The organism is Chryseobacterium taeanense (genome assembly GCF_900099685.1).
Classification (GTDB): domain Bacteria; phylum Bacteroidota; class Bacteroidia; order Flavobacteriales; family Weeksellaceae; genus Chryseobacterium; species Chryseobacterium taeanense.
On sequence record NZ_FNDW01000010.1, the window covers coordinates 33,070 to 48,531 of the forward strand.

The 15,462-nt window shown below is 37.6% G+C and carries 11 protein-coding genes; all 11 read left to right on the forward strand.

All coding sequences use genetic code 11. The features are described 5' to 3' along the window. Positions 1-77 precede the first annotated feature (77 nt). The 11 genes from BLR30_RS13350 to BLR30_RS13400 all read left to right on the forward strand — a co-directional run bounded on the left by BLR30_RS13350 (position 78) and on the right by BLR30_RS13400 (position 15,328). Positions 78-2,108: a TonB-dependent receptor gene (locus BLR30_RS13350; protein WP_089859786.1), complete on the forward strand. Its 2,031-nt coding sequence runs from the start codon at positions 78-80 to the stop codon at positions 2,106-2,108. A 203-nt stretch (positions 2,109-2,311) separates the two neighbouring features. Next, positions 2,312-3,274 carry a hypothetical protein gene (locus BLR30_RS13355; RefSeq protein WP_089859790.1) on the forward strand — a complete coding sequence of 321 codons (963 nt, stop codon included), beginning with the start codon at positions 2,312-2,314 and terminating at the stop codon, positions 3,272-3,274. Between the two features lie 186 nt (positions 3,275-3,460). Continuing rightward, on the forward strand, positions 3,461-3,865 hold the full coding sequence (gene tssD / locus BLR30_RS13360; protein ID WP_029296853.1) for a type VI secretion system tube protein TssD: 405 nt from the start codon (positions 3,461-3,463) through the stop codon (positions 3,863-3,865). 269 nt (positions 3,866-4,134) lie between these two features. Continuing rightward, a complete protein-coding gene (locus tag BLR30_RS13365; RefSeq protein WP_089859797.1) occupies positions 4,135-6,630 on the forward strand; it encodes an ATP-dependent Clp protease ATP-binding subunit in 2,496 nt (831 codons plus the stop codon). A 43-nt stretch (positions 6,631-6,673) separates the two neighbouring features. Next, positions 6,674-7,531 (forward strand): lytic transglycosylase domain-containing protein, encoded by an 858-nt coding sequence (locus BLR30_RS13370; protein WP_089859800.1) that lies wholly within the window; start codon positions 6,674-6,676, stop codon positions 7,529-7,531. Between the two features lie 58 nt (positions 7,532-7,589). After that, complete coding sequence (locus BLR30_RS13375) at positions 7,590-9,527, forward strand: type VI secretion system Vgr family protein (RefSeq protein WP_089859804.1); 1,938 nt, start codon at positions 7,590-7,592, stop codon at positions 9,525-9,527. Positions 9,528-9,529: 2 nt separating this feature from the next. Then, a complete protein-coding gene (locus BLR30_RS13380) occupies positions 9,530-11,161 on the forward strand; it encodes a T6SS phospholipase effector Tle1-like catalytic domain-containing protein (protein WP_089859807.1) in 1,632 nt (543 codons plus the stop codon). Continuing rightward, positions 11,154-12,227: a DUF2931 family protein gene (locus tag BLR30_RS13385; protein ID WP_089859810.1), complete on the forward strand. Its 1,074-nt coding sequence runs from the start codon at positions 11,154-11,156 to the stop codon at positions 12,225-12,227. The genes BLR30_RS13380 and BLR30_RS13385 overlap by 8 nt, the downstream gene beginning before the upstream one ends. Positions 12,228-12,606: 379 nt before the next feature. Next, entirely contained in the window at positions 12,607-13,017 is a 411-nt protein-coding gene (gene tssD / locus BLR30_RS13390) for a type VI secretion system tube protein TssD (RefSeq protein WP_175443667.1), read from the forward strand. Between the two features lie 455 nt (positions 13,018-13,472). Further along, entirely contained in the window at positions 13,473-13,823 is a 351-nt protein-coding gene (locus BLR30_RS13395; protein WP_089859815.1) for an immunity 51 family protein, read from the forward strand. Positions 13,824-13,999: 176 nt separating this feature from the next. After that, positions 14,000-15,328 carry a sigma-54-dependent transcriptional regulator gene (locus tag BLR30_RS13400; RefSeq protein ID WP_089859818.1) on the forward strand — a complete coding sequence of 443 codons (1,329 nt, stop codon included), beginning with the start codon at positions 14,000-14,002 and terminating at the stop codon, positions 15,326-15,328. The last annotated feature ends 134 nt before the right edge of the window (positions 15,329-15,462 follow it).

Below are 15,462 nucleotides of genomic sequence, written 5' to 3' on the forward strand. Positions count from 1 at the left end.
TGCTTAAAAGGTTATGATTTCCAGAATAAGTTTTTAAACTAAAAACAAAATGTACAATTTTTGCTTCATCATTGGCAATGAAAAAATTTTACATTTTTATATCTACAATCTCTGCCATTTTAGGATCAGCACAGGAAAAAGATTCAGCACAGTTGATCTCTGAGGTGCGGATTGATGCTTATAAAAAACCGACGGCATTTATCTCTTCCACCAAATCTGTTTCCGTGGTTTCGGAGATTCTACTCGATCAGAATCCGCCCGAAAGAATGCTGGAATCCATTAATCAAATCCCAGGGGCCAGAATGGAAGAACGCTCTCCCGGTAGTTATCGTATATCGTTGCGGGGAAGTACTTTGCGTTCACCCTTCGGAGTAAGAAATGTAAAGGTATATCTTGATGATTTTATTTTTTCGGATGCTTCCGGAAATACGTATTTTAATGTGATTTCTCCCGAACTAATCAGTAGAATGGAGATTTATAAAGGCCCAGAAAGCGGCGATTATGGAGCTGTTACAGGTGGAACTATTCTTCTGAAAACTGCAGATTCCGACAAAACTTCCGCTAGTCTGACATCTGGAAGTTACGGAATGTTTAACCAAAGTTTTGATTTTTCTAAAAAGATGGACAAGCACTTTGTTGAGGTATTTCAGAATTACTACCAGACAGATTCTTACAGAGAGCAGTCGAAAGTAAAACGGAAACAGCTTTTTATTAAAGATCATTTTAAATATTCAGAAAATGGATTACTGAAAGCGATGTTGCTGTATGCTGAACTCGATTATCAGACACCCGGTGGACTGACCCTGGAGCAGATGGAGGCTGACAGGAAACAGTCCAGGCCGGCAACTAAAACCCTTCCCGGAGCAAAAGAACAAGATGCCGGAATCAGTAACAAAATGTTGCTGGCAGGGCTTTCACATGAATATAATTTTAATCATAATTTTTCACATTTTATCCTTATTCAGGGTTCGTATGTAGATTTTGAAAATCCTTTTATCACCAATTTTGAAAACCGTTTTGAGAAAAATTTTGCCTTACGAACACATCTGAATTACGAGAAAAACTGGAAAAATATCGTATTGGCTTATCGTTTCGGCTTTGAAGGCGGTATCAATGATATCATCGTCAAAAACTATGACAATAACCATGGAACAGAGGGAAACCCGCAGAATTTTGATAAGATTAAAAACACTTCAGGATTTTACTTTATTTCTCAGAAATTGAATATAAATGAAAGACTTTTTACAGATATTTCTTTAAGTCTGAATTCAAACTCCTATGACTGGAATAGGACTTATCCTGAATCAGAAAACGGAACTGTGAAATATAAAAATCAATGGCTGCCGAATTTCGGTCTGAGTTATCTTTTAGCAAAAGGATTTTCCGTGCTGGCAAAAGCGGGTAAAGGTAATTCGGCTCCCACGAATGAAGAAATACGGGCATCGGATCAGCGGTTTAATCCGGATCTCAGACCTGAATATGGCTGGAATAAAGAATTCGGTATCAGGAAACAGTTCGGAAATATATTTTTTGCAGAAGGGAATTATTTTGATTTCAGAATCAAAGATGCTATTGTGAGACGGCAAAACCAAGCGGGTCAGGAATTCTTCGTAAACTCAGGAGCGACCGTTCAGAAAGGTATAGAAATACTGTTGGAATCTAAAAAATTTAATCTTAAAAACGAAATTTTCAGTTTTTTTAAATTCAGGTTTTCTGGAAGCTTCTATCATTTTAAATTTAAAAATTACCATCAGAATGATGCAGATTTTTCCGGAAATGATCTTACCGGCGTACCTCGAACAACCATAAACAGTCTGGTGAATTTTGTTTTATTTAAAAAGTTATCGGTAGATTATTCTCATTTTTACACTTCAAAAATTCCGCTGAATGATGGCAATACCGTTTGGTCTGAGCCAAGCATGGTCGCAAACATGAGATTAAACTTTCCTTTTGAGCTCGACAAAACCAAGCTGAACCTGTTTCTGCAAATTCAGAATATTTATAATGAAAAGTATGTTGCAGGGTTTGACATCAATGCGTTTGGGAATCGGTATTATAATCCGGCGGCAAAAAGAAACTTTATTTTTGGAGTAAAAGCTGATTTTTGAAATTTATTTTTTAACATTAAGGAATTAAATCTCTTTAGCCTAAAAAATTGAATAAAAATCAATGTATTGATTCCTTAAACGTAATAAAGCCTAACTCACTAAAATTCTTAATGTTAAATTAAGGAAAAACTATAAAAAATACTTAAAAACTTTTTCCAAGTAAAATTTTTACGCTAAATTAGGTTGAGCCAAAAACAGAATATATGACCGTTCATTTTATACTTTCCGGAGAAACACTGGAAAGCATATCTGAAGAAATTCAACTCGAAAATCCTGAATACCTTAAAGAATTTCACAATAAACATTGTGCGAGGGAAGATTTTATCTACGATGATCTTGTTCCAAGAAAAAAACTTCTGATTCCAGATATCAATATAATAAAAGAATACAACAGTAGGAACGATGCTTTTTTCAAGAATCCCAAGCTGAATCCTGTATTGCCTTTCTCGCCTGAAAACTTCAGCAAAATATATTCTGTGGTTAATGAAGAAATTCATGAAGATCAGCTGAATAAACAATATAGTATTCTTACATATACCGTTTCGGTGAAATGGGTAAGGAATGAAAATGATTTTTATATTTTTCAGCTTTTTAAAAATAATTTTTCAGACGAACAGGGAAGCATGATGGCAGATCTTGCTTCAGAATGCATCCGCTCGCTAAATCCTATTGAAGTGAAAACAGATTTTAAAGGAAATATTCTTAATGTGAGTCTTACCCAGCATACAATAGATAATTTCAAAAAGATAAAAGAACGGCTGCTTGACCTCTTTCCTGACCGATATGCAAAAATTTATCTCGATGAATTTGAATTTGCCGTTGTCAACAAAGAAGTTTTTGATGCAAGAATGAAAGAAGATGTTTTTATTAAAAACTATTTTGCCTCTGTGAGAAATACATTTTTCAACGGAAAATCTTTTTTACAGCAGTCGATAGGAGAGGAAAATACTCGTGTTGAGCTTCAGCAGGAAATTGCATACGCAGATTATGATAAAGAAATTATGCTTCTTCAGACGCTGGCAATGCCGGAAAATGAACTTGATTTTTCCGGAAAATATATTCTGGATACTAATAACGGAATGATTAAAAATATCGACATTCAGTATATTATTTCCCGGTACGGAGTTAAAAATTCAAGTTTTTTTATTCTTACAGAACTATCGTAACCCTTATCAATAAAGGAAAGTAAGGATTAATTATATCAAATGTCGTAGAATTACTACATGAAATCGTAGAACTACTACAAAAAAGCAGATAGAGGTGTAAAAGCTTTTCTAAGAAATTTGAGGTCTCTATCTTTGTAAGACAATCACCGAATCACAAAATATTATTAACGATTAAAATTTACCATCATGGCAGCAAATTCAAGAGGAATTCTTAAATTCAATGGAGGAGAAGGTCAGAAACTTTTAAAGCTGAACTACAGCGTATCCAGATCTACTGATGTATCGGGAAGAGTAGCTTCAGATCCTTCCAATGCAATCATTAAAGTAACCGTAGAAGCAACAGAAAAATCTGATATTCTGGAAAGTTTACTGAACGGGAAATACAAACCTACCACAGGTGAAATCACATTCAACAAATCTCACGAAGAAGGAACATTAATTACCCTGAACTGGGAAAACGGATACGTGATTCAGCATGAAGTAGATTTTGATGCTGTAGACGAAAACAGTATGCTGATTAGCTTTATCATCAGTGCAGAAACCATCGACTACGGAAACTCCAAGTACGAAGGACTTTGGCCTTCAAGCTAGGAAAACCGAGCGTAATTTAATATTCATAAGGGAAAAGACTGTCATCAGAGGCGGTCTTTTTTTACCATTAGGATAATGAAATTTACTATGCTTTAAATAATATTATTTGCTGGCCGGGCATCAGATATTTTATCCTCTCAAAAAAAACGGATATATTAGTAAAAGGTAAATGATTCAGACGATTATGGAGTAATTTTTGCTTCATCTCAGCAAAACATAACTGGCAAAATCACCACACCACAATAGAATATAAATTTGAAAAATACACAATGGGAGTACTAGTAACCAACGAGACCGTAAAACAGCTATTTCATATTGCTCAGTCTATCGCGAGAGAAAATTATAACGGAACTTTTGGAGGTCCGCACATTCTTCAGGCTTTAATGCATAAGGATATTGGCCTTTCAGATTTCCTGAAGAGTATTGATAAAGACCCTGGATATTTTTATGAATGGGCAGATGTACGGATTGAAGACTATCCTAAAACAACCCATCTTCCCGATGAAGTGAAGGAGGATGAGACGGTAGACACCATCGTAGAAGAAGCAGATGATATTCGTCTGAAGTTGGGACTAGATGAAATAACTCCGATATGTATATTAACGGCTATTGTAAAACCGCAGGTTGCATTTTCACTTCAGCAGCTCAAATCACTTCCCCTCCGTGAACATGAAATTTTTAATCTGTACCGAAAAGATACGCCTTACGAAAGTTCAGCAAACCAGGATTTTTCTTCTCTATTTTCAAATGGTTCAGATTATTCAGATAATTCTTTCCCTTCCATTAAAAACTATTGTGTAGACCGTACGGCGCAGGCAAGAAAAGGCGAACTGGAAAATATCATAGGAAGAGATAAAGAACTCCGAATGCTTGTAGAAATCCTTTGCAGAAGGAGTAAGCCGAATGTCATTATTATCGGCGAACCTGGAGTTGGAAAGACCGCTCTTGTAGAAGGTTTTGCCATCGAAATTACCAAAGGAAATGTTCCCGAAATGCTTAAAAACGGAACATTACTGGAGTTGGATACAGGCGCTTTATTAGCAGGAACTTCTTATAAAGGAGAAATCGAGGACCGCCTTAAAAAAGTAATCAATGAATGCAAAAAGATAGAAAAAGCCATCCTTTTCATTGATGAAATTCATACACTTCTTGATCCTAAAGGAAGCATCGGAAATGTCGCTAATCTATTAAAACCAGAGTTGGCAAGAGGTGAAATTACCGTAATCGGAGCAACTACGCAGGAAGAGTACAGAAAAATTATAGAGCCGGAACAGGCTTTCAACAGACGTTTTGAAGTACTTACTGTTAACGAACCGGACGAAAAAACCTGTGTTAAAATGATTGACGTTCTGCTTGAAGGGTACAAAAAACACCACGGAATAGAGGTGGAAAAAACAGCACTTCCCGAATGTGTAAGACTGGCAAAAAGATATGCAAAAGGTAAGAAATTACCGGATGCGGCAATTGATTTATTAGACCGGACAATGGCTGCGATTAAAATGCTTGACGAACTTTCAGAAAAAGAACTGGAAAGCTGGAAAAACAGATATGATGAAATTCTGAAAGAAGAATTTTTTGATGATAAAGATAAAGCAGATGAGCTGATCTGGACGTACAATTTACTTAGAGATAAAATAAGCCCGATTTTATGGGGATCTTTGAGCGAACAGCCTCAGATTGACAATTCTATGCCGGTTGAGTATATACAAAAAACAATTGAAGATACCTACACTGAATTGTTGCAGCACGCAGCTAAAAAAAGAGAAAAAGTTGACCGTCTTGAACTGGCAGCGGTAATGGCGGCGAAAACCAATATTCCGATCGGGAAAATTCAGGCGCAGGAAAAAGAAAAGCTTCTGAATATGGAATCGCTTTTAATGAACAGAGTTGTTGGGCAGGATCACGCTTTGAAAATCCTTTCTGATGCTATTGTTGAAAACCGAAGCGGATTGAATAAGCCGGGACAACCTATTGGTTCTTTCTTTCTTCTCGGACCAACCGGAACAGGAAAAACAGAGTTGGCAAAATCAATGGCAGAGCTTCTCTTCAATGATGAAAAAGCGATGGTTCGTTTCGATATGTCGGAATTTAAAGAAGAACATTCGGCAGCGCTTTTGTACGGTGCGCCTCCGGGATATGTTGGTTATGAGGAAGGTGGGATGCTCGTCAATAAAATCAGGCAGCAACCTTACACCGTGGTTTTATTTGATGAAATTGAAAAAGCACACCATTCGGTTTTTGATGTCTTTTTACAGATCATGGATGAAGGAAAAGTTCATGATAAACTTGGGAAAGAAGGAGATTTCAGTAATGCTCTGATATTATTTACTTCAAACATCGGAAGTGAAGAAATTGTAAAACAGTTTGAAGAAGGCAAAGTTCCGGAATCATCTTCTTTAATGCAGATTATGTCGAATTCAGGGCGTTTTAGACCTGAGTTTCTGGCAAGGATTACAGAAATTATTCCTTTTGCGCCAATCACCGAATCGATTGCTGAAAGAATTTTTAATATTCAGTTAAAATCGCTTCACACGTCACTGACAAGACTGGGGATTGCTCTTAAAATTTCAGATGAAGCTGTGAAAAACCTTGCATTAGGCGGTTTCAGCAGCAAATACGGAGCAAGACAGATCTCGGGAGTTATCAGATCTCAGTTGGCAAGGCCAATCTCTAAAATGATCGTTCGTGAAGAAGTGAAATCCGGGCAAACCATTTATGCAGACTGGAATACAGAAGAGGAAAAATTAAACTGGAAAGTGGAATAAATAAATTAATATACGTTAAATTTCATATTTACGTTAATATTATATGAAACCAAATCTCAAAAATATCATCCTCACAGGAATGCTTCTGTTGTGTTCACATTTGATGAATGCACAGTTTCTTACCGCATCCGATACTTCGGAAAGCAGTGTGAAACGGTATAAGAGTATTATCAGCGCCAATAAAGATATCGTCGATTTCATAGAATATTCTCTTGTGAAAAAAGGATTGCCGAAACATCTCCGCAATCTGGCTCTGATTGAGTCTCATTTCAATAGAAATATAACTTCAGGAGCGGGAGCTGTGGGCGTTTGGCAGTTTATGACTTCTCATGCCAACCAGTATGGGCTTACCCAACAGAACAGAAATGATTTGTATAAAAGCACTAAAACTGCAGTGATATCACTTACGAATTTGTACAAAAAATATAATAACTGGATAACAGTTGTCGCAGCATACAATTGTGGAGAAGGAAATATTGCAAAGGCAATGGCGGCTGCAAACTCATCTCAATATCATGTGTTTTATAAATTTTTACCGGAAGAAACCATCACTCATGTTAAAAAATATTTAAATGCCTGCTACGCAACCGGAGAACTTCAAAGCGTTCTGAGTAATTACAATTCTTCCAGAATGAATAAAGTCTTTTTCGTAAATGGCGGAAGCGGTAAAAACAACGAAGCATTTGCAGAAACAGATATTAATGCAGGATTTAATTTAAAAGTCATTGCAGATGAACTTGATGTGGATGTTACCAAGCTTATGTCCTGGAATCCTGGAATTTCAGAACAGCTTGAGGATAAAGGAGAAGGAACTCTTTATCTTCCTAAAGATCTCATGCCGGATTTTTTATTACGGAAAAACAAAATTCTTTCAAGATCAATCAAAGAAAGCACACCATAAACACCAAACAGTAAGAACACTTAGCGATAATGTTTAACCTATCCAAATCACAGGTAATATGAAAACAGAATCACCAAACATACCTAAAAGCCCATCATTCCGTCCTTCACAGAATGCCGACGGAATCTCGGAAAATCATCATGCGGGTATCAACAGATTAGTAAAACTTTCCCTTGTTATAGAAGGAAAAGTAATCAAATATTACAAGCATTTTAAACTGACTCAAAGTACAGGAAAACACCACGAATTCAGTGTGACGCTGGCGCACGATGCATTGGGCGACAGGCAGACTCATACACTCGAGGAAGCCAATAAGTTCCTCGGGAAGCGACTTACGGTTGTCATTTCATATAAAGATATTGATAACAGTCCGGAAAGAACTTTCGTGGGAGTGATTACCGGTGTTGGCTTCAGTCAGGAAAGAATGAGTCTTGGAAATATTGTTTTAACGGGCTATAGTCCTACCATTTTATTAGACGGAGCACCTCACATTCAGAGTTTTGGCGGCACCTCTCCTGTAAATATGGGAATTATTGCCAATGAAGTTATTAAACAAGGCATAGACACAGGCCGTTTTGATGTAAGAGTAGATACCAATGATTATGCACAGATTATCTACAGCAGTCAGTACGATGAAACGCATTATAACTATCTCGCAAGAATGGCAGAAGCCTATGGCGAACAGTTTTATTATGATGGTGAAGTTCTTCATTTCGGTAAGCTGCCTCCTCAGAATAAACCTATTAAACTGACTTATGGCAGCAGTGCAAACAATATTAAAGTTGAACTAAAAGCTGTTCATACAAAACCTCAGTTTTATGGCTATAACAGCAGTAAAAATGAAAAGTTAAAATCCGGAGAAACGCCGATTCAGCATGTCGGAGATTTAGCAAAAACAGCCTATTCCCATAATGATAAGATTTATAAGACACCGGCTCTTCAGGTAGCCCCTATCAAAGCATCAACTCATCTTGACGTGGAATATTCACAGAAAAGCACCTCTGGAAGTCAGGCTGTCAATGTTTTTTTATTATCAGGTAATACTACCGTCCCGTTTTTACATCCGGGCTGTGTAGTTGATGTTCAGATGCGTAAGATTGATACCAATGAATCTTCCTATTTTACCAGAATTATGGTGACGGAAGTTTCACACGAAGTCGATACCATAGGGCATTATACAGGAAGTTTTGAAGGAATTGCTTCTGATACGGGATTTTTGCCTAAGCCTGAGTTTAAAACTCCTAAAGCAGAACCGCAGATTGCTACTGTTATCTCAAATGCAGATCCGGAAGGACAGGGAAGAGTACAGGTAAGATTCGACTGGCAAACGAACGATACCACTCATTTTATAAGAATGATGAGTCCGGATGCCGGAGGAACCGACAAGATTACCCAAAACAGAGGATATGTAGCCATTCCGGAAGTGGGCGATCAGGTAATGGTAAATTTTGTACACAGCCATCCTGACAGGCCATTCGTCATGGGAGGAATGTTTCATGGAGGAGTAGGACTCGGTGGCGGCGCAGATAACAGAGTAAAATCTATTCAAACCAGAAGCGGACACAGAATCGTTTTTACCGAAGATGAAAGCATTATCATTACCGATAAATCAGGAAACGAAATCCATTTGGATACAACCGGAAGCAATATTACCATTACCGCTCCTGAAACAATGACGCTTAACTGTAAGAATATGAACATCAATGTCGGAATGAATATGACCACCAATGTCGGAATGAATAAATCTGATACGATCATGGTGAATCACACTGAAAGTGTAGGCTCCATGAAATATCTTTCTACCGGTGCCGATTTTATGACCAATGTGGTAGGAAGAATGAGCCATTATGTAAAAGGAGATATGGAAGTGTATGGTGAAAAAGAGCATAAGCTGACTTCAATGAAAGGTGTTCAGGTCAACAGCGAAGGCAAAGTAGAGCACCATTCGGAAAAAGAAGTTCAGAATAACAGCGGAGAGAAATCTAAAAATTACTAATCATGAGCATCGAATATTTTGTAGAAGGCAAAGTGGTCACCCAGACAGGAGGTAACTACAAAGCCTACGCTAAAGAAGGCATCAGCCACAACAGCGCAGTTTCGGTGGAGCAGAAAGGAAAAGAAGCTGGCGTAAGCTACAACCCGGCTGAAAAGATTAATCCCAATGATAAGCCTGTCAATACCATTGATGTAACCCTGAATTTGTTTTTCGACGGAACTCTCAACAATAAAACAAACACACAGGCTGGCGCACAGCAGTCCGATCCAAAAGGAAGCTATGCCAATGATTTCAGTAACGTAGCCAGAGGATATGATTGTATTGATTCGAATGCACAAAATCAGGTGTCTTATTATGTGGAAGGAATCGGAACCGTGGATCAGAAGTCCGATAATGATACGTTGGGACTTCCTATACGCGGAGCCGGAATGGGAGTAAGTGCAAGAGGGGTGAAAGCCAAGGCAACAAAAGGCTGTGTGAAAGGGGCAGAAACCATTCAGAGAAAATTTCAGGGTAAAAAAATTGATGTTCTTACTGTGAATGTTTACGGATTCAGCAGAGGGGCCGCAGCGGCACGTCATTTTTTGCATATTGCCGGTACAACCGCCAATTCCCAGATCATCTCAGATAAACAGATTCTTGTTTATCCTCCTGAAGCGTACGAAAAATCAGATGCCGAACCTGAACCGAATCAATATATTATTGTTAACGAACCGGATTTCCCATTACTCAAATATGGATATTTTGGTGCCTGTCTCATTCAGCAGAAAATTCAGGTTAAAACGGTACGATTCAATTTTGTTGGTCTTTACGATACGGTAGCTTCATTCGGTATTAATCATAAGGGTGCTTCGCTATTCGGATTCAGTATTATTGATGATGATTCTAAACAGCTTGGGCTAAATGCTGTCAGAAATGCAGCTTTTGTATTACAGCTGGCTTCGTCGGATGAATATCGTGATAATTTCAGCCTTACCAATATAGACAGTGCCGGAATAAGAGGACTTCAGCTTACCTTGCCCGGCGTACATTCAGATATAGGCGGCGGTTACGTAAATAATGATAAGGAAAATGTTTTACTACACCAGGAAATTAATTCCAGCAGAGAATGTGAAAGATTCAGGAATATACTGATTGATGAAGGTTGGTATAAACCGGACGAAATCAGCATTGAATCCAGCATTATTCCGTCACGTACCGCAACCATAAAATATAAGCTTTGGGGAAGACGAAAAAAAGTATCGAATGAATATGACAAGGTATCATTAAAAAATATGTTCTATTACTCAAAAGAGTTTGATGTGAAATATGATGAAGGCTTAGTGGCAGATCATCAGATTAAAGATGGCTTTATCGCAGATATCAGCAACAAGCTGACCTCAAAATATATTGCTACCTGTAATAATGTAAGGAATGAATATGTGAAAGAGTATAATGCAGGAAAACATCCTTCAGCAGGAGAATATATCAGCAAAGTAGACAGCTATTCTTACCTGGATTCCGGAATTGATATCAAAACACTGAGAAATGTTTATTTACATTGGTCAGCCAATCTCGATTCATTCGGGATGGGACCGAGATTCTCCGGGCCGAAAACGGCTGCAGAACGCAAAAGATATATATTAAATGGATAAATGGAAAGCTCTAATTATTGCGCTGGGAATGCTCCAGCTTATCAACTGTCAGGAAATGAAGAAAAATGATACGCCTATGCCAACTTATGAGGTACAGATTTCACACCCGTGGAACAATTATATGATAACCCCTGTAGAAGATAAAATCATTACGCTTGAAGGAGTGCCGGCAGGTTTACCTTACGGAAGTTCATCCGGAACATGGGGCGATTCGGGAAAAGGGTTTACGGAGCAGAGCGGTACGCCGGTAGGTGCTGATATTGTGTACTTTTCCAGATATGAAGATACTTTTTATCACCTCAAGGCAGATTTTCCTAAAGATAAAGTACTCGATATGGTGCAGCGGGCATATGCCAACAACGAATCTGATTCTTCGGAGGAACCTCTCAAAGAATTTATCAGCATTAAAGACGAACCGGATTATTATGAAAAGTATAACAAATTCGGAATGTCTTACTATAAATTCGGAACATTGGTATTTGGATTTGCCCCTAAAGGGATGGTCGTAGTCTGGTTCAGATATGGGTATGTATCTGTGCAGCTGGGTGAATTTCAGGCTGAGGTCGTAAAAGATGACACGAAATATGCAGATAAATTGTTCTCAAAAATTTCGCAGACTCGGGAAGAAATTAAACAGCGTATGTTCATTCCCGATGCATCCCCCGAAGAATGGAAGAACTATCAGAAAAGATATTCATGGGCTCCCTATATCAGTTCGGAAAACAAAGCATTCCGCTTATTCAGAACACAAGCAGAATATTATAATGGAGAGAAAGAAATCATGCTCCGACCTTGGGGAATAAAGCCGCCTCTAAAAGAAAGAGCCATTCCTAAAGAAATTTCCTTCTTCTGGGAAACAGGAAAAGGACAATCTTTTGAAGGACGTGCTTTTTTCAACTGGAAAAAAGTGAATGAACAGTTTGAAAAATCAGGTAAAGATTTTAAACTTGATCTTAAAATAGCCCCAGACAACAACAGTATGGAAATTTTAATTAATAATCAGCCGGTTCTGGTAGATAGCACAAGAATATATCAAAGTGATGTTAAGTTTAAAGAATCTTATTAATCCTGTTAAGAAGCACACATAATTATTTTCCAAAATATAATTCCGGCAGAGTAAAATCTATTGCCGGAATTTTTTATTTCAGACCTATGATACAATAAATGCAACCATATAAAACTCATTAAATTTAAGTTGACAATGCTTTTTATATATTAAGCGTTTTATATTAAAAGTTGTTTTAAAGCGTTGGATTGTAGTGTTTTACTATTTGTTTTAAATCATGAGTCGTAGAATTACGACATGAAATCGTAGAATTACGACAAAAAATAAAATTGATATTTCAAAACTTTTAGAATAAAAATTTGTGTTCTATCTTTGACTCAACAAATCAAACAAACCAACCAAATCACAAAATATTATTAACGATTAAAATTTACGAATCATGGCAACAAATTCAAGAGGAATTTTAAAATTCAACGGAGGCGAAGGTCAGAAATTATTAAAACTGAACTACAGTGTTTCAAGATCTACGGATGTATCAGGAAGAGTAGCTTCAGACCCTTCAAACGCATTGATTAAAGTTACAGTCGAAGCTACTGAAAAATCAGACATTCTTGAAAGCTTACTCAACGGAAAATACAAACCTACAACAGGGGAAATCACTTTCAACAAATCTCACGAAGAAGGAACTTTAATTACTTTAAACTGGGAAAACGGATACGTGATCCAGCATGAAGTAGATTTCGACGCTGTAGACGAAAACAGTATGCTTATAAGTTTTGTTATAAGTGCCGAAACAATCGATTACGGAAATTCCAAGTACGAAGGGCTTTGGCCAAGCAGTGGTAACTAATACCAGCAATCATCTTAGTAAACATAAAAATTGGTACAGAATAGTTATTTCATCAGAAGTAGCTATTCTGTTTTTTTATTGACGTAAATTAAATTAAAATATGCTGTTTTTACGCTTTTATATTCAATAAGGAAATTTAGATGTAACCGTCGAGTAAGAACAAGAGACTTGCATCGATGCAAGCAAGATGCATGTGAGGCAGCAGACAAGGGGCTCTCATCGGGCGAGATAAGAAGGTTATCTCGAGCGTGATAAGGTGTTCTCATCGACCGATGAGAGTGCCTCTCGGAAATTGAATACGATTTGTAGAAAATGACAACCAGTTGTAGAATGATGAGGCTGCTCTCCAAGTCACCACTTTGCTAATCAATTATTTTGAAAAGTTAATAAATGTTATAAAATACCAGGTAAGTCGGAAATTTAGTATCTTTAATATCATTTAAAAATAAAAAAGAATGGAAGCGTACAATTTTGAAACGGCAATTAAACCCTTTTTTTGGGTAGCCTCAGAAAAGACTTTTTCAGTATGTTTAAATGCAGGAACCTACAAACCCGAAATTTTTGAGTGGCGGAAAGAGGAAGGTTTTGAAGGCAACGGATACGACTGGGCTTCGCTGGCGAAGGTTTTCGTAGAAGAAAAAATGCCCGACCTGGCAGACGAGATCAAATTCGATCCGGAAGCCGATATGTTCTGCGCCTATTCCGAGAATCCTGAACGCTTAAAAGACTTTATCAAAGAGTTCAAGAAAACCTGTGAAGACGAAGTTCAGATCCAGGATCTCTTCCTCAAAGCAGAAATAGACTAAAATAGAATAAAAGGCCTCCATGAGGTCTTTTTCATTTATAAATCTCTGTACTAATTGAACTCATGGAATTAAGGTTCGGCAGTTTAATTGTATTTATCTTATAAAATCTCAATATTAAAAAAGCACATCCCGAATAAATTCAATAAGTTTGCAACAGCTTTCCCAAAAATAGCACCATGTCCGGAAACATTCTCATCATCGATGACGAGATCAAGCTCCTGAAACTTTTAGGAATGATTCTCTCCCAGGAAAATTTTACCGTAAAAGAAGCATCTACCGCGAGATCGGCAATGACGATGCTTGAGCAATATGAATTCGATGTCGTATTAAGCGATGTCAGGCTGCCCGATGCCTTTGGCGTAGACCTTGTAAAAACCATCAAAACCAAATATCCGTATTTGGAAATTATTCTCATGACTGCTTTCGGAAATATTACAGATGCCGTACAGGCTATGAGAAACGGCGCGTATGACTATCTGGTGAAAGGTGATGACAACGAGAAAATAATTCCGCTCGTATATAAGGCGCTGGATAAAGCCAAAGACAATGCTGCAAAGAAAGCACAGAAACATAATACCATTCAGAAAGGTTTTGAAGCCATTGTCGGGGCTTCACCGCTTATTCTTCAGGCAAAAAAGCTCGCAGAAAAAGTAGCGGTTACCGATGCTACCGTACTGCTGACCGGCGAAACAGGTACCGGGAAAGAAGTTTTTGCGAATGCCATCCACCAGGGAAGTGAACGGAAAAAGAATAATTTTGTTGCCATCAACTGTTCGGCATTCAGCAAAGAAATATTGGAAAGCGAACTTTTCGGACATAAAGCAGGCGCATTTACCGGCGCTGTAAAAGATAAAAAAGGTCTTGTAGAAGAAGCCAACAACGGGACTTTATTTCTTGATGAAATTGGTGAGATGCCAATCGAGCTTCAGGCAAAATTATTGCGTGTTCTGGAAACCGGAGAATTCATCAAAATGGGTGAAACAAAAGTTTCTAAATCAGACTTCAGATTGATTGCTGCTACGAATCGTGACCTGGAAGAAGAAATAAAACAGGGGAATTTCCGTGAAGATCTTTATTTCAGGTTGAATGTTTTTGAAATCCGCCTTCCCGCACTTCGCGAAAGAAAACAAGACTTGAAAGCGTTGGCTAAAAATTTTATTGATGTATTCTCTCAAAAGCTGAATATTTCCGACATTCAGGTGACCCCGGAGTACTTTAAAGCGTTAGAAAAAAACGACTGGAAAGGGAATATCCGCGAGCTGCGGAATACCATAGAACGAAGCCTTATTCTCATGAATAATAATATTCTTGATGAAGAAAATTTACCACAATATTCCGGTAAAATTTCAGATGAAAAAGATTCTTTCAGCATGAGATCTCTTGAAAAAGAGCACATTCAGAAAGTTATACAATACACCAAAGGCAACAAAGCAGAGGCCGCAAGGCTGCTCGAGATCGGGATCGCAACCTTATATCGTAAACTTGAAGAATATCATTTGAGATAAAGCAGGCAAACGTTTCGTCCAGTCGAGTGAAATTCTGAAAGAATTTTTCAATTACAGATCAAATTCTACCATAACACAAAGACTTTACAATAAAAACGTCTTATCATTTTAATAACGAGCCTATCATTTTGATA

What these genes read in the sequence shown, in the direction of transcription:
- BLR30_RS13350 (WP_089859786.1), top strand. Translation starts at nt 78, where the DNA reads ATGAAAAAATTTTACATTTTTATATCTACAATCTCTGCCATTTTAGGA.
- BLR30_RS13380 (WP_089859807.1), top strand. Translation starts at nt 9,530, where the DNA reads ATGAGCATCGAATATTTTGTAGAAGGCAAAGTGGTCACCCAGACAGGA.
- tssD (WP_029296853.1), top strand. Translation starts at nt 3,461, where the DNA reads ATGGCAGCAAATTCAAGAGGAATTCTTAAATTCAATGGAGGAGAAGGT.
- tssD (WP_175443667.1), top strand. Translation starts at nt 12,607, where the DNA reads ATGGCAACAAATTCAAGAGGAATTTTAAAATTCAACGGAGGCGAAGGT.
- BLR30_RS13370 (WP_089859800.1), top strand. Translation starts at nt 6,674, where the DNA reads ATGAAACCAAATCTCAAAAATATCATCCTCACAGGAATGCTTCTGTTG.
- BLR30_RS13385 (WP_089859810.1), top strand. Translation starts at nt 11,154, where the DNA reads ATGGATAAATGGAAAGCTCTAATTATTGCGCTGGGAATGCTCCAGCTT.
- BLR30_RS13395 (WP_089859815.1), top strand. Translation starts at nt 13,473, where the DNA reads ATGGAAGCGTACAATTTTGAAACGGCAATTAAACCCTTTTTTTGGGTA.
- BLR30_RS13375 (WP_089859804.1), top strand. Translation starts at nt 7,590, where the DNA reads ATGAAAACAGAATCACCAAACATACCTAAAAGCCCATCATTCCGTCCT.
- BLR30_RS13400 (WP_089859818.1), top strand. Translation starts at nt 14,000, where the DNA reads ATGTCCGGAAACATTCTCATCATCGATGACGAGATCAAGCTCCTGAAA.
- BLR30_RS13355 (WP_089859790.1), top strand. Translation starts at nt 2,312, where the DNA reads ATGACCGTTCATTTTATACTTTCCGGAGAAACACTGGAAAGCATATCT.
- BLR30_RS13365 (WP_089859797.1), top strand. Translation starts at nt 4,135, where the DNA reads ATGGGAGTACTAGTAACCAACGAGACCGTAAAACAGCTATTTCATATT.